Raw genomic sequence first — 22,038 nt, 5'->3', positions numbered from 1 at the left:
ACCTTCACCAGGCACTAGAGGAATACCTAAGAAAACCGAACTTTACTTTTTCGAATATGTTCATTAAAGTTCGCAAACGAACACTATCGGTTCGATAGTTTTTCCAAACCATTTCCGGATACGACGCAGGGGACACAGCAAGGTGACGCAAGGCTCGAGATACGATTTGCTCGTCGTGGGCGGCGGGATCAACGGCGCAGGCATCGCACGCGATGCGGCGGGCCGCGGCCTGTCGGTGCTGCTCTGCGAACAGGACGATCTGGCCGCCCATACGTCGTCGGCCAGCACCAAGCTGATCCACGGCGGCCTGCGCTACCTTGAATACCGCGAATTCGGGCTGGTGCGCAAAGCGCTGCAGGAGCGCGAAACGCTGCTGCGCGCCGCGCCGCACATCATGTGGCCGCTGCGCTTCGTGATGCCGCACATGCCCGATCTGCGTCCGGCCTGGCTGATCCGCGCCGGCCTGTTCCTTTACGATCACCTGGCGAGGCGCGAACTGCTGCCTGGCTCGCGCGGCATCGTCATGCGCGATCATCCTGCCGGTGCGCCGCTGGTCGATTCGATCAAGCGCGGCTTCGTGTATTCGGATGGGTGGGTCAACGACGCGCGTCTGGTCGTGCTGAACGCGCTGGATGCGCAGGAACGGGGCGCCAAGATTCTCACGCGCACCAAACTGCTGAGCGCGGTGCGCGCCGGTGGCGAATGGCGCGCGCAACTCAAGCGAGCGGACGGCACGATCCTCGACGTGCGCGCGGCCTCGATCGCGAATGCGGCCGGACCGTGGGTCGGCGAGTTGCTGCACGGCGCGCTCGGCCGCGAGGCGACCCACAGCGTGCGTCTCGTGAAAGGCAGCCATATCGTCACGCGCCGCCTGTTCGAGCACGATCACGCGTATATCTTCCAGAATCCGGACAAGCGGATCATCTTTGCGATTCCGTACGAACACGATTACACGCTGATCGGCACGACCGACCTCGAATATCGCGGCGACCCGTCGCAAGTCGCAATCAACGCCGAAGAAACACAGTACCTGTGCGATTCGATCAACCGCTACTTCAAGCAGAAGATCTCGCCGCAAGACGTGCGCTGGACCTACTCGGGCGTGCGTCCGCTGCTCGAGGAAGAAGGCGCGGACAATCCCTCGGCGGTCACGCGCGATTACTCGCTCGAACTCGACGCACCCGCGGGCGAAGCACCGCTTCTGTCCGTGTTCGGCGGCAAGATCACGACGTTCCGCAAGCTGGCGGAAGAAGCCGTCGACAAACTCGCGCACGCGCTGCATAACGGCGCGCCTTCGTGGACGGCCGGTGTGCCGTTGCCCGGCGGCGATATCCCGCAAGCCAACTTCGAGCGCTTTCTCACCGGCTTCAAACAGCAGAATCCATGGTTGCCGGCCGATCTGGCCCACCGCCTCGCGCGTGCGTACGGCACGCGCGTCACGCATGTCATCGGCAACGCACGCTCGGTAGCGGACCTCGGCCGTGCGTTCGCGCCCGGTCTCCATGAAGCCGAGCTCGCCTATTTGCGCGATGTCGAATGGGCGCGTAGCGCACAGGATGTGCTCTGGCGCCGCTCGAAACTCGGCCTGCACGTCGAGCCCGGCACGCTCGATTCGATCACACACGACATCGACGCGTGGCTCGCCCGCGAGCCCTTCCGACAGAGTGCCTGATCGGGTCACTTACCCGCATCAACCGAATCGATTTTCACCCCTCGGCTACTGAGAAAGCCGGGACGCACATACTCAAACTGTTGCAGCCCGCTTAAAACAATAAGCCGTTCCCGTCGCCGGTCAGCAGTCCGGCGATTCATAAAACGCATGGAGAAGAGACAATGCAGGATCAGTACATCCTCGCGCTTGACCAAGGCACCACCAGCTCGCGCGCGATGCTGTTCGACCGGCTCGGCAATGTCGTGTCGACCGCTCAGAAAGAATTCCAGCAAATCTATCCGCGTCCGGGCTGGGTCGAGCACGACCCGCAGGAAATCTGGTCGACCCAGGCCGGCGTCGCCGCCGAAGCTGTCACGCGCGCCGGCATGAACGGCACGTCGATCGCCGCGATCGGCATTACCAATCAGCGTGAAACCACCATCGTGTGGGATCGCGAAACCGGCCATCCGATCTATAACGCGATTGTCTGGCAGGACCGCCGGACCGCCGACTTCTGCGATCAACTCAAAGAACAGGGTCTCGAAGAAAAAGTCCGCGCGAAAACCGGCCTGCCGATCGATTCGTATTTCTCGGCGACCAAGATCCGCTGGATTCTCGACAACGTCGAAGGCGCACGCGAAAAGGCCAAACAAGGCCGTCTCGCCTTCGGCACCGTGGATAGCTGGCTGGTGTGGAATTTCACCAAGGGCGGCCTGCACGTCACCGACGTGACCAACGCGTCGCGCACGATGCTGTTCAACATCCACACGCTGAAGTGGGACGACGAACTGCTCGAAGCGCTCGACATTCCGCGCAACATGCTGCCGGAAGTGCGTGCGTCGTCGGAAGTGTACGGGCCGACCAAGACCACCGTATTCGCCTCCAAGATTCCGCTCGCGGGCATCGCCGGCGACCAGCACGCGGCCCTGTTCGGCCAGATGTGCACGGAATCGGGCATGGTGAAGAACACCTACGGTACGGGTTGTTTCCTCGTGATGAACACCGGCGACAAGCCGATCGAATCGAAGAACAATCTCGTCACCACGATTGCCTGGCAGATCGGCGATCAGATCAACTACGCGCTCGAAGGCAGCATCTTCATCGGCGGCGCGGTGGTGCAATGGCTGCGCGACGGCCTGGGCATCATCAAGAACGCCGCTGAAATCGAAACGATGGCGCGCAGCGTGCCGCATTGCGATGGCGTGTATCTGGTGCCCGCCTTTGCCGGTCTCGGTGCGCCGCACTGGAACGCCCGGGCACGCGGCACGCTGTTCGGCGTGACGCGTGGCACGAGTTCGGCGCATATCGCCCGCGCCGCACTCGATTCGATCGCCTATCAATCGCTCGACGTGCTCAAGGCGATGGAAGCCGATTCAGGTATTCGCATCGGCGAATTGCGGGTGGACGGCGGCGCTTGCGCGAACAATCTGCTGATGCAATTCCAGGCGGACATTCTCGGTGTCGACGCAGTACGGCCGAAGGTATCGGAAACCACCGCATTGGGCGCGGCGTATCTGGCCGGTCTCGCGGTGGGCTACTGGAAAGACGTGAACGAACTGCAAAGCCAATGGGCGCTCGACCGCCGCTTCACACCTGCCCTGCCGCATGCCGAGGTCAAGGAATGCCTCGACGGCTGGCAGCGCGCGATTCGCGCGGCGAAGGCCTGGGCCGATACGCCCTGATCCGGAATTCACCCAAGACCTCTTGATATAACGAAGCCGCCTGTCCCGCGGCTTCCCTGATAACTATATTTCGGATAACCAACCATGTCTCCTTACATTGCGGAATTTATCGGTACCGCGCTGCTGGTGCTGCTCGGCAACGGCGCGGTCGCCAATGTGCTGCTTGCCCGCACCAAAGGCAAAGGCGCGGATCTGATCGTGATCGTGATGGGCTGGGCGATGGCCGTGTTCATCGCCGTATACGTCACGGCGTCGTATAGCGGTGCGCATCTGAATCCCGTCGTGACGGTCAGCCTTGCGCTGGCGGGCAAGTTCGCATGGGCCAAAGTGCCGGGCTACGTCGCCGCGCAGATGCTCGGCGGTATGGCGGGCGCCCTGCTCGTGTGGATTGCGTACCGTCAGCACTTTGCGAAAGAAGGCGATGCCGATGTGAAACTCGGCGTGTTCTGCACGGCGCCCGCCATTCGCAGCGTGCCGCATAACCTGCTCACCGAAATGATCGCGACTTTCGTGCTGATTCTCGGCGTGCTGTACCTGGCTTCGCCGCAAGTGGGTCTGGGCGCGCTCGACGCGCTACCGGTCGGCCTGCTGGTGCTCGGCATCGGTATTTCGCTCGGCGGCCCGACCGGCTATGCGATGAGCCCCGCGCGCGACCTGTCGCCGCGTCTGATGCACGCGCTGCTGCCGATTCCGGGCAAGCGCGACAGCGACTGGCGTTATTCGTGGATTCCGGTGTGCGGTCCGCTGCTGGGCGGCGCGCTGGCAACGGGGCTGTATCTGTACCTGCACGCGCATTGATCTTGCGGGGTACGTCGGGCGCATGCAAAAGCGCATCCGATGCACCCCGTGAGCGCGCTCAAGACGCAATTAAGCACCGACGGAAGGCGATGGCGCCGCGCACCCGGCGCCAAAGCACGTATCATGATGCTTTCAATATCCGCGCATGAGCTTGCAACTGCCCTGCTCGCGTGCCTCTCGCTGCCCGTCTTAAAGCATGATCGACCACCTCATTTGTGACTGCGACGGCGTACTCGTCGACAGCGAAATCATCGCTGACCGTGTAATGCTCGAAACGCTGTCCGCCACTTTCCCCGGCCTTGATTTCGAGCCCGTCGTCAAGACGGCGTTCGGCCAGCAGACCTCGCGCTTTCTCGAAGGGATCGAGAAATCGTTCGACATCACACTGCCGCCGGACTTCCTCGATACGATCGAACACAACGTCGAACTCGCGCTCGCCGCATCGCTCAGCCCAATCAACGGCGTGCGCGACGCGTTGCAGCGCGTGACGCTGCCGGCCGCGGTCGTCTCGAACAGCCGTCTCGCACGCGTCAACGCATCGGTGCGGCGCGCGGGCTTGCAGCAGATTTTCGGTGACCGGATCTTCAGCGCCGAACAGGTCGCGCGGCCGAAGCCGTTTCCCGACGTCTATCTGTTCGCGGCAGAAACGCTAGGCGTGGAGCCTTCGCGATGCGTGGTCGTGGAAGACAGCGTGGCCGGCCTGAATGCGGCACGCGCGGCGGGCATGAAAACAATTGCCTTCGTGGGGGCGAGCCATATCCCGGACGGTTATGCGGATGCGCTGCGCAAGATGGGCATGACACGCATCATGAAGCATATGGATGAGCTGCCCGCGCTGGTTGAAGCCGGCGCACGCGGCGAGTTTGGCGACGTGCAGTCTTAACCGGCTTAACGGGCGTAACCACAAAAAAAGCCGGCTGCAATCGCCGGCTTTAAGCATCAAACTGCTGACTAACCCCACGGTTTTCCAAACGTGGGGTTATTTTTTGCGGAATCAAACCTCGTCGGCCACGCATTCGCGCGCTGCCGCCAGCGCCTGACGGAATTCCACCAGTTCCGCGATCGTCAGCATCGGCAGATTGTGTTGCGCCGCGAAGCGCTCCACGTCCGCGCCACGCGTCATCGTGCCGTCCGCATTCATCAGTTCGCACAGCACGCCGGCCGGCTTCAGACCCGCGAGAATGGCCAGATCGACCGTACCTTCGGTGTGGCCACGGCGTGCCAGTACGCCGCCCGGCTGCGCGCGCAGCGGGAACACGTGGCCCGGGCGCACGATATCGGCAGGCTTTGCCGTATCGCTGATGGCCGCGCGGATCGTCGTCACGCGATCAAGAGCGGACACGCCGGTGGTCACGCCGTCGCGTGCTTCGATCGAGACCGTAAACGCGGTGCCGTGGCGGCTTTCGTTATTGACGGCCATGGGCGGCAGTTCGAGCGCACGGATTTTTTCGTCGGGCAGGCACAGGCAGACGATGCCGCTGCATTCGCGGATCAGCAAAGCCATGGTTTCGACGGAAAGTCGTTCAGCCGAGACAATCAGATCGGCTTCGTTCTCGCGGTCGTGATCGTCTTGCAAAACGACGGCACGGCCATCGCGCATGGCTTGCAGGGCAGCGGCGATACGTGGCGGAACGGGTTCGGTGGCGAGCAGGGGGAGGTCGAGAATCGCGTTGTCCGCAATCACCGACGGAGCAGGAAAAGTAGCAAAAGACATAGTTGAAACGCTCATCGCAAAAGTTGGGCGAAAAACGTTTCAGGGCATTGCAAACAGACAAAGACGCGCCGTTGAACGCCGCGCAAAGCGACGCTCATGCACCGCTCCAACCTCTGGCGGCGACACGGAAACGAACATGACTATCTGCACATCTTCTTCCATCCGGACTCTAACCGTCGGCTCTGGCTTCTCACCAGATCTGCTGACCCCATGTCGATCAGAGTTAGCGCTTTGGCGCTTACTCTGGTCCTATGCAACGGAGTTGCACAGCGCCAAATACATTGACGACGCGGGCGCTCGCGGGCTCACCGGCTCACGCTTTCGCGCTGCCGGCATACCGCCGGTGGGGAATTTCACCCCGCCCTGAAGACGCACTGATTGCCGGATCAACCGGCTCGCAAAGGATACAGCAGTCGCGCGAGACCTGCAGCGCAACCCCTACTGATTAGACGGACATCTCTGCTTGACAGCCGGTCCGCCTGAAAACACTGTTCTTCAAACCGGCTCGGCCTGCCGCGTCAAATCGTGCGGCGCCGGGACATCCCAGCGCGGCGGCGTTTCCGCCTTCAGCGTCACGCGAAACGCGCGCGCCTCGGTGTCGCCGGGGTTGCGCAGGCTGTGCGGCTGGTCGGCATCGAACACGATCGCGTCGCCTGTGGCCAGCAATTGGCGCTGGTCGTGCACGCTGACTTCCAGCGTGCCTTCGCTCACCACCAGATTCACCGTGGTGCCCGGCGCGCGGCGCGTGCCGGCCTCGGTATGCAAGGGCGCGATACGCAACTCGTGAAACTCGGCGGCGGTCGGTTCGGCGTCGGGATAAAGCGGCCGGGCCGAGTACCGCCCATTCGAACTGACCAGACGCGACGAACGCTCCGCAGGCAAATGCTCGAAGCCGTTGGTCGCATGGCGACGCAGAAAAGCCGCCACCGATACCTTCAAGGCCGAGGCCACCTTGCACAGCACCTTGATCGACGGCACGCTGCGCGCCGACTCGATTTGCGCGAGCATTGCTCGCGAGACGCCCGAAGCGCGGGCCAGAGCGTCGAGCGAAAGTTGGCGCTCGGCGCGCAAACGGGCGAGATTCACGCCGACCAGATGTTCGAGAGCATCGAAAGGTTCCGCGGCACGCGGCGACGCATGAGTGTCGGCCGTGGGGTCCCGAACCAGCGCAAGCGGGGAATGCATGATTGCCTCCAGAAGCGCCGCCGTACGGCGGGCAAGCAGTTAGTGGAAGCAAGATAGCATCGCGTCCCGCCGCGCCCAACGAAGTTATCTTCACACTGTTATCAGCATTGCGGAGGACGATTCTCGCAAAGCTTGTGCGAATTTTTCATATGGGCTCCCCGGGCTCGGCTACGCCCGGAGAGCTCATGTGCGGCACCCGGGTCCAGCGCCAGACATCAGGCGCCCCACCGTCATGCCCGTTGCGCCACGGCGGCCGTCGGCGCATCCATGCGCGCCGCGAACCACGTGAGCAGCAACGCCACCACACTGACGCCCGCCGCGACCCACGGCAGCGTATCGAGCGCATAACCGTGACTGATCACCAGACCGCCAAGCCACGCGCCGCCCGCGTTGCCCACGTTGAACGCACCAATGTTCAACGTCGAAGCCAGATTCGGCGCCGCGGCGGCCTTCTCGACCACACGCATCTGCAACGGCGGCACCGTGGCGAACGCAGCAATGCCCCATACGAAAATGGTGATCGCCGCGGCCACCTGCGAATGACTGGTACGCGCGAAGATCGCCATCACGATCGCGAGCGCCACCAGAATGCCCATCAGCGAAGGCATCAGCGCGCGGTCCGCGAGTTTGCCGCCCACGGTATTGCCAACCGTCAGGCCAATGCCGAACAGCACCAGAATCAGCGTCACGCCGCGCGGCGAGAAACCGCTCACCTGCTCGAGAATTGGCGCGATATAGGTGAACACCACGAACACGCCGCCGAAGCCGAGCACCGTCATCGCGAGCGCGGTCCAGACTTGCGGGTCCTTCAGCACGCGCACTTCATGCCCCAAACCGACCGGACCGGAATCGTGACGATTCGGCACCAGCAGCGACACCCCCGCGAGCGACAGCACCCCAAACGCACTGACGATCCAGAACGCCGCACGCCAGCCGAATTGCTGACCGACGAACGTCCCGAATGGCACGCCGAGCACATTGGCGAGCGTCAAGCCGGTGAACATCAGCGCAATCGCGCTTGCCCGCTTTTCGGCCGGCACGAGCGAAGCCGCCACCACCGCGCCGATCCCGAAGAACGAGCCATGCGCGAACGATGTCACCACGCGCGCGATCATCAGCACGGAATAGCTGGACGCGATCGCGCACAGCGTGTTGCCGACAATGAACACGCCCATCAGCAACTGCAACGCGAGCTTGCGCGGCATCTTGCTGGTGGCCACCGCGAGCAGCGGCGCACCGACCGCGACGCCGAGCGCATAGCCGCTCACCAGCAACCCGGCCGACGGAATCGACACGGCCAGATCGCGCGCAACCTCGGGCAACAGGCCCATGATCACGAACTCGGTCGTGCCGATCGCAAAAGCGCTGATCGCTAGCGCCAATAATGGAATGGGCATTTTTCTACTCCAGGTTCTAAAGTTAAGCGTGTTTACTACGGTCGACGTGCTGCAGCGCGGTCACAAATTCGATGACCACACCCGGCGCGAGCGCGACGAACAATTGCAATTCGGCTTGCTGCGGACCCATCTGCGGTACTTCGGCTAGCTGATAAGGCGTGTCTGTCGCATGCAGGCGCTGCAACAACGCCTGCCATTCGTCAGCGCTCTCCAGCCGGAAAGCGATATGGTCGATACGCGGCGCGACTCTGCCCACCTGAGCAGCCACGGTCGCGTCGATCAGATGAATCAGTGGACGGCCGTTCGCGTACAACCAGTAGCCATCGATCGAAAACGGCGGGCGCGCACCCTGGGTCAGCCCAACGACGTCGACGAAGAAACGTCGGGCGGCGTCAAGATCGGCGGTGACGATCGTTGCGTGATCGAGTTGCATGGTGTGGGTTGCACGCAGCACAAAGGGTTTACGAGGACTGCATTGTGAGCGCGGCACGTCGATTTGATAATTGGCGTAGCATTTGAAGCATTTTCAAATTCTGTTGAAAGGTCGTGATGGATAGCCTCGGTGACATCCGCCTGTTCGTCGAAGCGGCGCAGCAAGGCAGCCTCTCGGCTGCGGGCCGCAAGATGGGCCTGACGCCGGCCGCCGCCAGCGCGCGGCTGGCCAAGCTCGAAGCCGGCCTGAAAGCCAGGCTGTTCGAGCGCACCACCCGGCAGCTCAGGCTGACCGACGAGGGGCGCCTGTACCTGAACTGCTGCCGCCAGGCGCTGCAATCGCTCGACGACGCCGAGGCCGCACTGCAGGCCGGCCAGGGCGTGGTGCGCGGCAAGGTGCGCGTGTCGGCAACCTCGGACTTCGGCCGCAATCTGCTGATGCACTGGCTCGACGAGTTCAACGCGCTCTACCCGGAAGTCACGTTCGCGCTGACGCTGTCGGATTCGCTATCGAATCTGGTGCAGGAAGACATCGATCTGGCGATCCGCTTCGGCGTGCCGCAGGACAGCTCGCTGGTCGCCCGCAAGCTCGCGCCGAACCGGCGGGTGCTGTGCGCGTCGCCGGAATACATCGCGCGCAAGGGCGAGCCGAAAGATCCGCACGATCTGGCGAATTTCGATTGCATCGTTCTTGGCACCGCTTCAGGGCCCGTCAACGAATGGCGCTTCACGCGCGGCGACGAAGTGCAGCACTACACCGTGCCGTTCGAGACATCCCGGGAAACCAACGACGGCGCCGTGGCCCGCGAATGGGCCCGGCGCGGCTACGGGATCGTCATCAAGTCGATGTGGGACGTGGAAGCGGACTTACGCAGCGACTGCCTGAAAATCCTGCTACCCGAATGGCGCTATCCAGACGCGCCGTTGCACGCGCTCTACCACCGCAACCGGTTCATGGCGCCGCGCGTGCGCGTGTTGCTGGATTTCCTGAGCGAGCGCTTCGCGCAGGTATCGGACGAACTGGAAGCCCTGCTGGGCTTGCCGCCGGAGCAGTCGCGGGCAACCGCCGCGGCAGAAACCGCAGCCGATGAAGGGCTATAATGATGAGCTACGTTGCGAACGTGTCGAATCTGTCGAATGGGTCATGAGCGTGGACCGGAATTGACCCTCGCGGGCCCCGGGCCAGCTCGAGCGGACTTGAACACCATCCCGCGGGCCGCCCGCACGCTACCCGCACGTTCGCCCCCTCTACACCTTTTAAACGACGCCCCCAGGTTAACCACTGCGACCGGCGAAAATCGATGATCAAGAAAGTTTATGTAAAAACCTTTGGCTGCCAGATGAATGAGTACGACTCCGACAAGATGGTCGACGTACTCGGCGCGGCTGAAGGACTCGTCAAGACCGACACGCCGGAAGACGCGGACGTCATTCTGTTCAACACGTGCTCGGTGCGCGAAAAAGCGCAGGAAAAAGTTTTCTCCGATCTCGGCCGCGTGCGCGAGCTGAAGGAAGCGAATCCGGATCTGATCATCGGCGTGGGTGGCTGCGTGGCAAGCCAGGAAGGCGCGTCGATCGTGTCGCGCGCGCCGTATGTCGATCTGGTGTTCGGTCCGCAAACGCTGCACCGTCTGCCGCAAATGATCGACAAACGCCGCGAGAGCGGCCGCGCGCAGGTCGACATCTCGTTCCCGGAAATCGAAAAGTTCGATCACCTGCCGCCGGCGCGCGTCGACGGTCCGAGCGCGTTCGTGTCGATCATGGAAGGTTGCAGCAAGTACTGCAGCTACTGCGTCGTGCCTTATACGCGTGGCGAAGAAGTGTCGCGCCCGCTGGACGACGTGCTGACCGAAATCGCCGGTCTCGCCGACCAGGGTGTGCGTGAAGTCACGCTGCTCGGCCAGAACGTGAATGCGTACCGCGCGGGCATCACGCTCGGCTCGACCGAAATCGCCGACTTCGCCCAGTTGATCGAATATGTCGCGGATATCCCGGGCATCGAACGGATTCGCTATACCACGTCGCACCCGAAGGAATTCACGCAGCGCCTGATCGACACCTACGCCAAGGTGCCGAAGCTCGTCAGCCATCTGCATCTGCCGGTGCAGCACGGCTCAGACCGCATCCTGATGGCGATGAAGCGTGGCTACACGGTGCTCGAATACAAGTCGGTGATCCGCAAGCTGCGCGCAATCCGCCCGGACCTGTCCTTGTCGACCGACATGATCGTCGGCTTCCCCGGCGAGACCGAAGAAGACTTCGACAAGATGATGGCGCTGGTTCACGAGATGAAATACGACACCAGCTTCTCGTTCATCTACAGCCCGCGTCCCGGCACGCCCGCCGCGAATCTGCACGACGACACGCCGCGTGAAGTGAAACTCAAACGTCTGCAACATCTGCAGGCCACGATCGAAGAAAACGTGCAGCGCATCAGCGATTCGATGGTCGGCAAGGTCGAGCGGATTCTGGTCGAACGCCCGGCACGCAAGGACCCGAACGAACTCGCGGGCCGCACGGAAAACAATCGCGTGGTGAATTTTCCCGCACCGGTCGCCTCGCATGCGCGGCTGATCGGTCAGATGGTGGACGTGAAAATCGTCCATGCGTACCCACATTCGTTACGCGGCGAACTCGTGCTGGTGCACGACGACGCACCCGCGACCACTCACTGAGCGACGCCCGCCCGGCGTCGCGAACCCGACAGGATCGATCCACCGCCTTGAAGACCACTCAGCAGCATCTGGAATTCACCGCACCGCGCGACGACAACGCGCGGCTCGCCAACCTCTGCGGACCGCTCGACGAAAATCTGCGGCAGATCGAGCAGGCGCTCGACGTGACGCTGCAACGCCGTGGCCATCGCATCACGATTCGCGGGCGCGGCGCGAAACTCGCGCTCACCGCGCTCGAAAACTTCTACAACAACGCGCGCGAGCCGCTGTCGGTCGACGACATCCAGCTCGCGCTCGTCGAAGTGCGCCACCCGGCGCGCCATCGTGCGAACGGCAACGGCCAGGGAGCGGAAACGGTCGACGCGCGCTTCCCCGGCAACCCGGATCATCCGTTCGATCAACCCGCCGACACCGGCGAAGACGACCTCGAAGAACTCGGCCCGAAGCTGTACACGCGGCGCGCCGACCTGCGCGGCCGCACGCCGGCGCAACGCGAGTATCTGAAGCAGATCATTTCGCACGACGTGACTTTCGGGGTCGGTCCGGCGGGTACGGGCAAGACGTATCTCGCCGTGGCTTGCGCGGTGGACGCGCTGGAACGCGATCAGGTCAAACGCATCGTGCTGACGCGGCCGGCCGTCGAAGCGGGTGAGCGCCTCGGCTTCCTGCCGGGCGATCTGGCACAGAAGGTCGATCCGTATCTGCGCCCGCTGTACGATGCGCTGTACGACCTGCTTGGCTTCGATAAAACCGCCAAGATGTTCGAGCGGCAGATGATCGAAATCGCACCGCTCGCCTATATGCGCGGCCGCACGCTGAATCACGCGTTCATCATCCTCGACGAGGCGCAGAACACCACGCCCGAGCAGATGAAGATGTTCCTCACGCGGATCGGCTTCGGCTCGAAGGCGGTGGTGACCGGCGACACGACGCAGGTCGACCTGCCGCGCGGCGCGAAGAGTGGGCTGATCGAAGCGCAGCAGGTGCTGTCGGACGTGCGTGGGATTGCGCTCACGCGTTTCACGAGCGCCGACGTGGTGCGGCATCCGCTGGTCGCGCGAATTGTGGAGGCGTACGATGCGCATTCGCAGAAAAGCGCCGGTCCGGCGGATTCGCGCTAATTTGCGCTGATATGCAGCAAAATTCACTCGATATGCCGCAGCAACCCAAGCAACAAGAGCAACAAGTCGTCAAAACCGCATGAGCCGCGCACCGAAACTGACGTTGAATCTGCAATTCCCCGCCGCCAAGGCCTGGCCGGAACACAAGGCGCTGCTGCCGCGCGCCACCGTGGCCGGCTGGATCAAGGCGGCGCTCTTCGCGGACGGCGAGCTGACCGTGCGTTTCGTCGACGCCGAGGAAGGCCGCACGCTTAACCGTACCTATCGCGGCAAAGACTATTCGACCAACGTGCTGACGTTCGCCTACGCTGAATCGGAAGACGATCCGGTAACCGGCGACCTGATCCTGTGCTGTCCCGTGGTGGAGAAAGAAGCCACCGAACAGGGCAAACCGCTGCTTGCGCACTACGCGCATCTGCTGGTGCACGGCACCCTCCATGCGCAAGGTTACGACCACGAGGTCGAGGAAGAGGCCGAGGAAATGGAAGCGATCGAGACTGAAATCCTCGGCAAGCTCGGTTTCCCGGATCCTTATCAATAGTCTTTGCCATCACCGTTAAAAACTACCGTGAGCACGTCCTCCCCTGAAGCCGATCTTCGCAACACGCCCTGCCCGGACTATCCGCCCGCGCTAGGCGAATCGCGGCTGTTGACGGACGAGGAATTGCGCGCGTCGCTCGAATGCACGTTGCGCGATTGGGACCGCAAGAGCGATCTCTGGCTGTTCGGCTATGGGTCGCTGATCTGGAATCCCGGTTTGCCCACCGTCGAAGCCACCCGTTCGAGAGTGCACGGCTATCATCGCGGACTGTATCTGTGGTCGCGCGTGAATCGCGGCACGCCCGAACAGCCGGGCCTCGTACTCGCGCTCGACCGCGGCGGTTCGTGCTCCGGCATCGCCTTTCGGCTCGCCGCCGAGGGCGCGATGCCGCATCTGGAGGCCTTGTGGCGCCGCGAAATGCCGATGGGGTCGTACCGCCCGGCGTGGCTGCCCTGCGTGCTCGCCGACGGCCGGCGCGTCGATGCGCTCGCGTTCGTGATGCGCCGCGACGTGCCGACCTACACCGGCAAGCTGCGCGACGAGGTCGTCAAAGCCGTGTTCGGCTGCGCGAGCGGCCGTTACGGCACCACACTCGACTATGTCAGCCGCACCGTCCACGCGCTGCGCGAAAGCGGCATGCCCGACCGCGCGCTCGAAGCCTTGCTCGAGCGCTGCCGTGAAAAAAGCCGCGAGGCCGGGCAGGCGTAACGCGGAGGCGAAGTAAGCGCGGGTAACCACGCTTTTTTGCTCGAAAACGCTTTTTCTCCGGTAATCAGTTAGGATTGACCCACGCCTTTGCCGCGCGCGGCTGGAGGCTTTCATTACCGCTTCACTCATCGCCCGGCCAGGCGGGACACGGTCCTGCCATGTGCCTGGTGTATCCTTAATGCTCTGCAACAGCGCGCCCAGTCTCGCCGGGCGCACTACCATGAACGACACGTATCCCAGTCGACGCCAAACCGACAAAACGCAAGAAAAACGCTCACTCCTCGAGCGTCTGACCGACTTCATCTCGCCTGAGCCCGACTCGCGCGCGGAACTCCTGGAGATCCTCCAGGACGCCCACGAGCGCAACCTGATCGACGCCGACTCGCTGTCGATGATCGAGGGCGTGTTCCAGGTGTCCGAACTCAGCGCCCGCGACATCATGGTGCCGCGCGCACAAATGGACGCGATCAACATCGCGGACAATCCCGCCGAATTCATCCCCTACGTGCTGGAAAAAGCGCACTCGCGCTATCCGGTCTACGAGGGCAATCGCGACAACATCATCGGTGTGCTGCTCGCGAAAGACCTGCTGCGCTATTACGCCGAAGAAGAATTCGACGTGCGCGGCATGCTGCGCCCCGCCGTCTTCATCCCGGAGTCGAAGCGCCTGAACGTGCTGCTGCACGACTTTCGCGTGAATCGCAACCACCTCGCGGTGGTGGTCGACGAATACGGCGGCGTGGCCGGCCTGATCACGATCGAAGACGTGCTGGAACAGATCGTCGGCGATATCGAAGACGAATACGATTTCGACGAGGAAAGCGGCAACATCATTGCCTCGCCGGACGGCCGTTTCCGCGTGCGCGCGCTCACCGAAATCGAGCAGTTCAACGAGGCTTTCGGCACGCATTACTCAGACGATGAAGTCGATACGATCGGCGGTCTGGTCACGCATCATTTCGGACGGGTGCCGCATCGCGGCGAGAAAGTCCGGCTCGACGATCTGATCTTCGAGATTCTGCGCGGCGATGCCCGCCAGATTCACATGCTGCTGGTGCGCCGCGACCCGCTCGCCGGCCAGCGTGAGCGCGAAGCCCAGCATGTGCAGACCTGAGCCGCTTCCGAGTCGTTTCTGAACCGCTTCTGAGTCGCTTTCTCTCTTTGCTTCCTTAACTCCTCACGCCGACCGCGCAACAATGGCCGACCCGATTACATCCCGTTCGCGCCGCGGCGTGAGTGCTCCTGCCGCCCCCGCCACCCGGGAAACCCGCGGCCGCGCACTGCCCCGCTGGCATTACCTCGTCGCGTTGGCCGCCGGTGCGGCCAATACGCTGTCGTTCGCCCCGACGCCGCACGGCGGCTGGCTCGAACTCGTGATCTTCGTGTTCTTTTTTGCGTGGCTGACTCGCACCACCAGCTGGAAAAGCGCCGCGCTGACAGGTGGCGCTTTCGGCTTCGGCAACTACGTCACCGGTGTGTGGTGGCTGTATGTCAGCATGCACGACTACGGCGGCATGGCCGCACCGCTCGCAGGCGCGGCGGTCGCACTGTTCTCGCTGTATCTGGCCGTGTACCCGGCTCTGGCTGCGGGCATCTGGTCGTTCTGCGCCGGCCATGCACGCAACAGCGCGGTCGGCGCCGATCAACCGTTCTCGCCGACCTGGCACGGCGCGCTGGCGTTTGCGAGCGCGTGGGCGATCGGCGAATGGTTGCGCGGCACGGTGTTCACCGGCTTTCCGTGGCTCGCGAGCGGTTACGCACAGGTAGATGGCCCGTTCGCCGGCTTTGCGCCGGTGGCGGGTGTGTACGGCGTCGGCTGGATGCTCGCGCTGGTAGCCGCGTTGATCGTGCAGGCGCTGTTGCCGCTGCTGGCCTCGCGCGGGCAAGCCAAGGCTAACGACAGCAGAAGCGCCGTCAATGCGGCAAAGCCTGGTATCGCACGAGTCGCGGTGCCGGCGGCCGTCGCGCTTGCGCTGATCGCGGCTGGCCTCCTCCTGCCGCTCGTGCAATGGACGCTGCCGGCCAACGCGCCGCTAACGGTGCGCCTGCTCCAGGGCAACATCAAGCAGGAAATGAAGTTCGAAGAATCCGGCATGCGCGCTGCGATCGATCAGTATCAGCAGATGATTACGTCGAAGCCGGCCGACCTGGTCGTCACGCCGGAAACCGCCATTCCGGTGCTCGCGCAGCAACTGCCGCCGCAGTTCGCGTCGGCGGTGCGCAACTTCTCCGATACCACTGGCACCGCGATCGTGTTCGGCGCAATCGGCGGCACCATCACGCCGGAAGGTCAGGTAATCGACTATACGAACAGCCTGTTCGGCGTCACGCCGGGCACGCGCGACGTGTATCGCTACGACAAACACCACCTCGTGCCGTTCGGCGAATTCGTGCCATGGGGTTTCCGCTGGTTCGTGAATCTGATGAGTATCCCGCTTGGGGATTTCGCGCGCGGCGCACCAGTGCAAAAACCATTCATCGTGCACAACCAGCCGGTCGCCGTCGACATCTGCTACGAGGATATTTTCGGCGAGGAAATCGCACGGAGCATTCGCGAGAGCGCTACGCCGGCCGGCGTGCTGGTCAACTCGACCAATCTTGCCTGGTTCGGCGACACCATCGCACTGGATCAGCACCTGCAGATTGCACGCATGCGCTCGCTGGAAACCGGCCGCCCGATGCTGCGCGCCACCAACACCGGCATGACCGCTGCAATCGATGCCAACGGCCGGGTGATCGGGCGCCTGACGCCGTACACGATCGGCTCGCTCGACGTGACGGTACAAGGAACCTCGGGCAGCACGCCCTATGTGACGAGCGGCAACAATACCGTGCTGGCGATTTCGTTACTGCTGCTGGCGTTCGGGTTTGCGTTCGGTCCGGCGATTACACGGCGTCAAAACGGCAAGCAATAAAGCGCGCTGTGGAAAACCGTGAGCGCGCTTTATCAAGAATCAGGTCTTACTGATTCGATGCGATCCGCTGCTGAATATGCTGCGCACGGGCGGCTCGATTCCAGACAACCTCACCGCCACGCGGCAACGAGTACCTCACTCAATCCGCCGGCACCGTATCGATGAACGACTGGCGCAACGATAGCTTCTGGAAATGCTTATCCAGATTCGGATACCCTTCGCGCCAGTTCAACTCAGGCATGCGGAAATCGAGGTAGCCCAGCGCGCAACCCACCGCGATGTCCGCCAGCGTGTAGTGATTGCCCGTGCACCAGGGTTTGCTGCCGAGGCCCTGCGACATCGCGATCAGGCCTTCGTCGATCTTGCGTTGCTGCCGCGCGACCCAGGCTTCCACGCGCTGCTCGGGCGTGCGCTGCGTGCCTTCGAGACGAATCAGCACCGCCGCGTCCAGGATACCGTCGGCGAGCGCCTCCCAGCACCGCACCTCGACGCGCTCGCGACCCGACGGCGGAATCAGCTTGCCCACCGGCGACAGCGTATCCACGTATTCGCAGATCACCCGCGAGTCAAACACGGCTTCGCCGTCTTCCATCACGAGACACGGCACTTTGCCGAGCGGATTGAAGGTGTGAATCGTGGTCTCGGGCGCCCAGACGTTCTCCGGCACGAGTTCGTAGTCGATCTTCTTGTCGGCCAGAACGATCCGCGCTTTACGCACGAACGGGCTGGCGAGCGAACCGATGAGTTTCATCATGACCATCTGCCTTTTCTTGAATTCGGCGAAAGTATAAGTGGTCGGCGGCCTTCCCGAACACGGGGGGCCGCTTCGCAAGCCGCATGGATGCTCGCTGTGGATGGATTGCAACATTGCCGCAGCGCCCGCGCGCCGTCTACCCGGCCGAATGGCCAACGTGGCCGGGACAACCACCTTCTCCCCGTCAGTATCCGCGCAAAATAAGTCTGCGCATTGGGCGCTACAATCGCGACATGAACCAGCCGACCGAACCCACCATCGCCGTCGACGTCTACCGCACGCGCCGCGAGCGCGTACTCGCCGCGCTGCGCGCAGCGGGTGGGGGCGTCGCCATCGTCCCCACCGCGCCGGAAAAACTGCGCAACCGGGACGCCGACTACCCCTACCGGCACGATAGCTACTTCTATTATCTGACGGGTTTCACCGAACCCGAGGCCTGGCTGGTGCTCGATGCGAGCGCGGCGCCGGGCGAGCCGGCGTCGATCCTGTTCTGCCGCGAAAAGAATGTCGAGCGCGAGACGTGGGAAGGCTTCCGTTTCGGACCCGACGGCGCGCGCGAGGTGTTCGGCTTCGATGCCGCCTTCGCCGTGGGCGAACTCGATACGCGGCTGCCGCCGATTCTTGCCGACAAGCCGGCGCTGCACTACGCGCTTGGCACGTCGGCGGAACTGGACGAACAGGTACGTGGCTGGCTCGATACCGTGCGCGCCCAGGGCCGCAGCGGCGTCGCCACGCCCGCCGTCGCGCGAGACCTGATCCCCTTGCTCGACGACATGCGGCTCGTCAAGGATCATCACGAACTCGCCATCATGCGCCGCGCCGGACAGATTTCAGCGCAGGCGCATCGCCGTGCCATGGCCGCCTGCCACCCCGGCGTGCGCGAGTACGAACTCGAAGCCGAGCTGCTCTACACGTTCCGCAAGTTCGGCGCGCAGGCGCCGGCCTACACATCGATCGTCGCGGCGGGCGCCAACGCCTGCGTGCTGCACTACCCGGCCGGCAACGCGGTTGCCCAGGACGGCGACCTGATCCTGATCGACGCCGCCTGCGAACTCGATGGCTATGCGTCCGACATTACGCGTACCTTCCCGGCGAGCGGCCGCTTTACGCCGGCGCAGCGCGAGCTGTACGACATCGTGCTGGCCGCGCAGCAGGCCGCCGTCGACGCCACACGCGCCGGCGCCACGTTCGACGATCCGCACCAGGCTGCTGTGCGCGTGCTGTCGCAAGGCTTGCTCGATACCGGCATCCTCGAGCGCACGAAATTCGCCTCGGTCGACGAAGTGATCGCCGAGCGCGCCTACGCGCCGTTCTATATGCACCGCACCGGCCACTGGCTCGGCATGGACGTGCACGACGTCGGCGACTACCGCGAGCGCGGCGCGCCGCGCGACGAGGCAGGCGCATTGCCATGGCGCACGCTGCAGGCAGGGATGACGCTGACCATCGAGCCCGGCTTGTACATTCGTCCGGCCGAAGGCGTGCCCGAGCGCTACTGGAATATCGGTATCCGCATCGAAGACGACGCGATCGTCACGCCCACCGGCTGCGAGTTGATTACGCGCGATGTGCCGGTGGCCGCCGACGAGATCGAAGCGCTGATGCTGGAAGCCCGCGCGGCCCAGCCAACTCGGCAGTAATTCAGGAAGTAAGCGAAGGAAGCAACCCGCAATGAACGACGTTTCCCAGTCGACGGTGATTCTGAAACCCGCCGAGGCCGACCGCGCCTTCGATTTCGACGTGACGATCGTCGGCGCCGGGCCGGTCGGGCTCGCGCTGGCCGGCTGGCTGGCACGCCGCAGCGCGACTCGGGCGCTGAAAATCGCGTTGATCGACGCGCGCGAGCCGGAAGATTCGATTGCCGATCCGCGCGCGATCGCCGTCTCGCAGGGCAGCCGGATGATTCTCGAGCCGCTGCGCTGGCCTGCCGAGGCCACCGCGATCCACCGCATCCACGTATCGCAGCGCGGCCATTTCGGCCGCACATTGATCGACCATAGCGAGCACGGTTTGCCGGCGCTCGGCTACGTGCTGCGTTATGGCGCGATCGTGCACGGTCTCGCCGAAGCGGTTCACGCGAGCGCGGTGCACTGGTTCCGTTCCACCGCCGCCTCGGCGCCGACTCAGGAACTCGACGGCGTCACGCTGCCGATCGAAACCGCGGGCGTCACACGCAATCTGCGCACGCGAATTCTGGTGAATGCCGAGGGCGGCCTGTTCGGCGACCAGAAAACCGCCGGAAGCGCGGGCAACAGCGCCGGCGGCGGGTCGCGCGATTACGGACAAACTGCGCTGGTCGGCACGGTCACGGTGTCGGCACCGCAACCGCATGTGGCGTGGGAGCGTTTCACGTCGCAAGGACCCATCGCGCTGCTGCCAATGGGCGGCGTGCGCGGCGCGAATTACGCACTGGTCTGGTGTTGCGCCCCCGACGAAGCCGCCCGGCGCGCCCAGCTTCCGGACGCCGAATTCCTGCGCGAACTCGGCGCCGCGTTCGGCAGCCGCATGGGTAGCTTTACGCAAATCAAGGGGCGCGCGTCGTTTCCGCTGGGGCTGAACGCCGCCGATACGCTCGTGAAGGGTCATGTCGTCGCCATCGGCAACGCGGCGCAGACGCTGCATCCGGTGGCGGGTCAGGGCCTGAATCTGGGCTTGCGCGACGCGCACGCTCTGGCCGACGCCCTGTCGGCGGAAGGCCCCACGCCGCTCGCTCTCGCCACCTTCGCACAACGCCGCGCGCTCGACCGGCGCCTGACAATCGGCGCGACCGACACCCTCGCCCGCCTTTTCACCGTCGACTTCCCGCCGCTCGCCGCCTTGCGAGGTCTCGCCCTCACCGCGCTGGAATTCGTGCCGCCGGTGAAAACCGCGCTGGCGCGGCAAATGATGTTCGGGCAGCGCCGCTGAGCTTACTCCCCGCTTGCGCCCCACCGCCGTTGCAGCCTTTTTAGGCAGCGCCGACGGCTCCGCGCGAGCGGTGTCGATTCTATGAACCAGAGCACTTTCATAGAAGATTTAACAAGTTACGAGGGATTCAAGTCGGGTGCCGGCTATCCGTTAACGCTAAAATAGCGGTTTTCCCTCGCATTTCGCGAACGCTCCGATTGACAGATTCTGAAAAGAAACTGAAGCAATCGGCCGCAGGCGCGTCCAACTCATGCCCACTCTCGGCTCCCACAATCTGCGTAATAACCTGTTCGTCGCCCCCATGGCCGGCGTGACCGACCGTCCGTTCCGGCAATTGTGCAAACGGCTGGGCGCGGGCTATGCGGTGTCGGAAATGGTCGCCTCGAATGCGCAGTTGTGGAAAAGCGAAAAGACCATGCGCCGTGCCAATCACACGGGCGAGGTCGAACCGATTGCCGTGCAGATCGCCGGCGCCGATCCGGCCATGATGGCTGAAGCCGCGCGCTACAACGTGGCGAACGGCGCGCAGATCATCGACATCAACATGGGCTGCCCGGCCAAGAAGGTGTGTAACGTGGCCGCGGGTTCCGCATTGCTGCAGAACGAACCGCTGGTGCAGCGCATCGTCGAGGCCGTGGTGGGCGCGGTGGGCGTCGGGCCCGATGCGGTGCCCGTCACCTTGAAGATCCGCACCGGCTGGAATCGCGACAATAAAAACGCCTTGACGGTCGCCCGTCTGGCCGAAGCCGCCGGCATTTCCATGCTGACCGTGCACGGCCGCACGCGCGCCGATCTGTATCACGGCGACGCCGAATACGAGACCATCGCTGCCGTCAAAGCGGCGGTGCGCATTCCGGTGGTCGCCAATGGCGACATTACGTCGCCGCAAAAAGCCCGCGAGGTGCTCGCCGCCACCGGCGCCGACGCCATCATGATCGGCCGCGCCGCGCAGGGTCGGCCGTGGCTGTTCCGCGAGATCGAGTATTTCCTGCAGACGGGTGAATTGCTGCCGCCGCCGCGCATCGACGAAATCCAGCAGGTGATGAACGAACATCTCGAAGATCACTACGCGTTCTACGGCGAATTTACGGGCGTGCGCACTGCGCGTAAGCATATCGGCTGGTACACTCGCGGCCTTTCTGGCGCCAATGTGTTCCGGCACCGCATGAATACGCTGGACACCACGCGCGAACAACTCCTCGCCGTCAACGAATTCTTCGACGCCCAAAAGGCGATCTCCGACCGCCTCGTCTACGTCGACGAGACGCTCAGCAAGAACGACGGCGAGCCGGACCATACCGACCGACTAGCAGCATGAGCAAGAACAATATCGAACAATCTGTCCGCGACAGCCTGGGGATGTATTTCCAGGATCTCGACGGCTCCAATCCGCATGACGTCTACGACATGGTTATTTCATGCGTGGAAAAACCCTTGCTCGAAGTGGTGCTCGAGCAGGCCGGCGGCAATCAGTCGCTGGCCGCCGAGTATCTCGGCATCAACCGCAATACGCTGCGCAAGAAACTGCAACAGCACGGTCTGTTGTAGTTCGTTGTAG

At 63.5% G+C, this 22,038-nt stretch carries 20 protein-coding genes and 1 riboswitch; of the genes, 15 read left to right on the top strand and 5 right to left on the bottom strand.

The features are described 5' to 3' along the window. The first annotated feature begins 142 nt into the window (after positions 1-142). The 4 genes from glpD to HWX91_RS15300 all read left to right on the top strand — a co-directional run bounded on the left by glpD (position 143) and on the right by HWX91_RS15300 (position 5,014). On the top strand, positions 143-1,672 hold the full coding sequence (gene glpD / locus HWX91_RS15315) for a glycerol-3-phosphate dehydrogenase (protein WP_028196358.1): 1,530 nt from the start codon (positions 143-145) through the stop codon (positions 1,670-1,672). A 161-nt stretch (positions 1,673-1,833) separates the two neighbouring features. Further along, the gene (gene glpK / locus HWX91_RS15310; protein ID WP_028196359.1) at positions 1,834-3,333 is read left to right on the top strand and encodes a glycerol kinase GlpK; all 1,500 of its coding nucleotides are present in this window, start codon (positions 1,834-1,836) and stop codon (positions 3,331-3,333) included. Positions 3,334-3,417: 84 nt separating this feature from the next. Continuing rightward, complete coding sequence (locus HWX91_RS15305; protein WP_028196360.1) at positions 3,418-4,131, top strand: MIP/aquaporin family protein; 714 nt, start codon at positions 3,418-3,420, stop codon at positions 4,129-4,131. A 196-nt stretch (positions 4,132-4,327) separates the two neighbouring features. Continuing rightward, positions 4,328-5,014: an HAD family hydrolase gene (locus tag HWX91_RS15300; protein ID WP_028196361.1), complete on the top strand. Its 687-nt coding sequence runs from the start codon at positions 4,328-4,330 to the stop codon at positions 5,012-5,014. Positions 5,015-5,125: 111 nt separating this feature from the next. On the opposite strand, the gene ribB is transcribed toward HWX91_RS15300, so the two are convergent. From ribB to HWX91_RS15280, 4 genes are all read right to left on the bottom strand, one after another. Further along, positions 5,126-5,845, bottom strand: coding sequence for a 3,4-dihydroxy-2-butanone-4-phosphate synthase (ribB, locus tag HWX91_RS15295; protein ID WP_028196362.1), 720 nt, complete (start codon positions 5,843-5,845; stop codon positions 5,126-5,128). A gap of 146 nt (positions 5,846-5,991) precedes the next feature. Continuing rightward, positions 5,992-6,220, bottom strand: a riboswitch (FMN riboswitch). Between the two features lie 120 nt (positions 6,221-6,340). After that, complete coding sequence (locus tag HWX91_RS15290) at positions 6,341-7,030, bottom strand: helix-turn-helix domain-containing protein (protein WP_028196363.1); 690 nt, start codon at positions 7,028-7,030, stop codon at positions 6,341-6,343. A gap of 230 nt (positions 7,031-7,260) precedes the next feature. Beyond that, positions 7,261-8,427 carry an MFS transporter gene (locus HWX91_RS15285; protein WP_028196364.1) on the bottom strand — a complete coding sequence of 389 codons (1,167 nt, stop codon included), beginning with the start codon at positions 8,425-8,427 and terminating at the stop codon, positions 7,261-7,263. A gap of 22 nt (positions 8,428-8,449) precedes the next feature. Beyond that, positions 8,450-8,860 (bottom strand): VOC family protein, encoded by a 411-nt coding sequence (locus HWX91_RS15280; protein ID WP_028196365.1) that lies wholly within the window; start codon positions 8,858-8,860, stop codon positions 8,450-8,452. Between the two features lie 116 nt (positions 8,861-8,976). Here HWX91_RS15280 and HWX91_RS15275 point away from each other — a divergent pair, with 116 nt between their 5' ends. From HWX91_RS15275 to lnt, 7 genes are all read left to right on the top strand, one after another. Then, a complete protein-coding gene (locus tag HWX91_RS15275; RefSeq protein WP_028196366.1) occupies positions 8,977-9,960 on the top strand; it encodes a LysR family transcriptional regulator in 984 nt (327 codons plus the stop codon). Between the two features lie 200 nt (positions 9,961-10,160). Beyond that, positions 10,161-11,534 (top strand): tRNA (N6-isopentenyl adenosine(37)-C2)-methylthiotransferase MiaB, encoded by a 1,374-nt coding sequence (gene miaB / locus HWX91_RS15270; RefSeq protein ID WP_028196367.1) that lies wholly within the window; start codon positions 10,161-10,163, stop codon positions 11,532-11,534. A gap of 47 nt (positions 11,535-11,581) precedes the next feature. Further along, complete coding sequence (locus HWX91_RS15265) at positions 11,582-12,655, top strand: PhoH family protein (RefSeq protein ID WP_028196368.1); 1,074 nt, start codon at positions 11,582-11,584, stop codon at positions 12,653-12,655. A 79-nt stretch (positions 12,656-12,734) separates the two neighbouring features. After that, complete coding sequence (gene ybeY, locus HWX91_RS15260) at positions 12,735-13,196, top strand: rRNA maturation RNase YbeY (RefSeq protein ID WP_028196369.1); 462 nt, start codon at positions 12,735-12,737, stop codon at positions 13,194-13,196. Positions 13,197-13,223: 27 nt separating this feature from the next. Beyond that, a complete protein-coding gene (locus tag HWX91_RS15255; protein WP_042274871.1) occupies positions 13,224-13,904 on the top strand; it encodes a gamma-glutamylcyclotransferase in 681 nt (226 codons plus the stop codon). Positions 13,905-14,124: 220 nt separating this feature from the next. Continuing rightward, positions 14,125-15,018, top strand: a complete 894-nt coding sequence (locus tag HWX91_RS15250) for an HlyC/CorC family transporter (RefSeq protein WP_028196370.1) — start codon at positions 14,125-14,127, stop codon at positions 15,016-15,018. 82 nt (positions 15,019-15,100) lie between these two features. Then, the gene (gene lnt, locus HWX91_RS15245) at positions 15,101-16,819 is read left to right on the top strand and encodes an apolipoprotein N-acyltransferase (RefSeq protein WP_028196371.1); all 1,719 of its coding nucleotides are present in this window, start codon (positions 15,101-15,103) and stop codon (positions 16,817-16,819) included. Between the two features lie 139 nt (positions 16,820-16,958). Here lnt and HWX91_RS15240 read toward each other — a convergent pair whose 3' ends face one another. Then, a complete protein-coding gene (locus HWX91_RS15240) occupies positions 16,959-17,573 on the bottom strand; it encodes a glutathione S-transferase C-terminal domain-containing protein (protein ID WP_028196372.1) in 615 nt (204 codons plus the stop codon). 233 nt (positions 17,574-17,806) lie between these two features. On the opposite strand from HWX91_RS15240, the gene HWX91_RS15235 reads away from it, so the two are divergent. From HWX91_RS15235 to HWX91_RS15220, 4 genes are all read left to right on the top strand, one after another. Further along, positions 17,807-19,213 carry an aminopeptidase P N-terminal domain-containing protein gene (locus tag HWX91_RS15235; RefSeq protein ID WP_028196373.1) on the top strand — a complete coding sequence of 469 codons (1,407 nt, stop codon included), beginning with the start codon at positions 17,807-17,809 and terminating at the stop codon, positions 19,211-19,213. Between the two features lie 31 nt (positions 19,214-19,244). Beyond that, a complete protein-coding gene (locus HWX91_RS15230; protein ID WP_028196374.1) occupies positions 19,245-20,480 on the top strand; it encodes a UbiH/UbiF/VisC/COQ6 family ubiquinone biosynthesis hydroxylase in 1,236 nt (411 codons plus the stop codon). Positions 20,481-20,730: 250 nt separating this feature from the next. After that, positions 20,731-21,798, top strand: a complete 1,068-nt coding sequence (gene dusB, locus HWX91_RS15225; RefSeq protein ID WP_028196375.1) for a tRNA dihydrouridine synthase DusB — start codon at positions 20,731-20,733, stop codon at positions 21,796-21,798. Continuing rightward, positions 21,795-22,028, top strand: coding sequence for a Fis family transcriptional regulator (locus tag HWX91_RS15220; RefSeq protein WP_007180440.1), 234 nt, complete (start codon positions 21,795-21,797; stop codon positions 22,026-22,028). The genes dusB and HWX91_RS15220 overlap by 4 nt, the downstream gene beginning before the upstream one ends. Positions 22,029-22,038 lie beyond the last annotated feature (10 nt).

This window comes from Paraburkholderia fungorum (assembly GCF_902833645.1).
Classification (GTDB): domain Bacteria; phylum Pseudomonadota; class Gammaproteobacteria; order Burkholderiales; family Burkholderiaceae; genus Paraburkholderia; species Paraburkholderia fungorum.
This window is presented reverse-complemented; position numbering and strand designations above follow the sequence as displayed.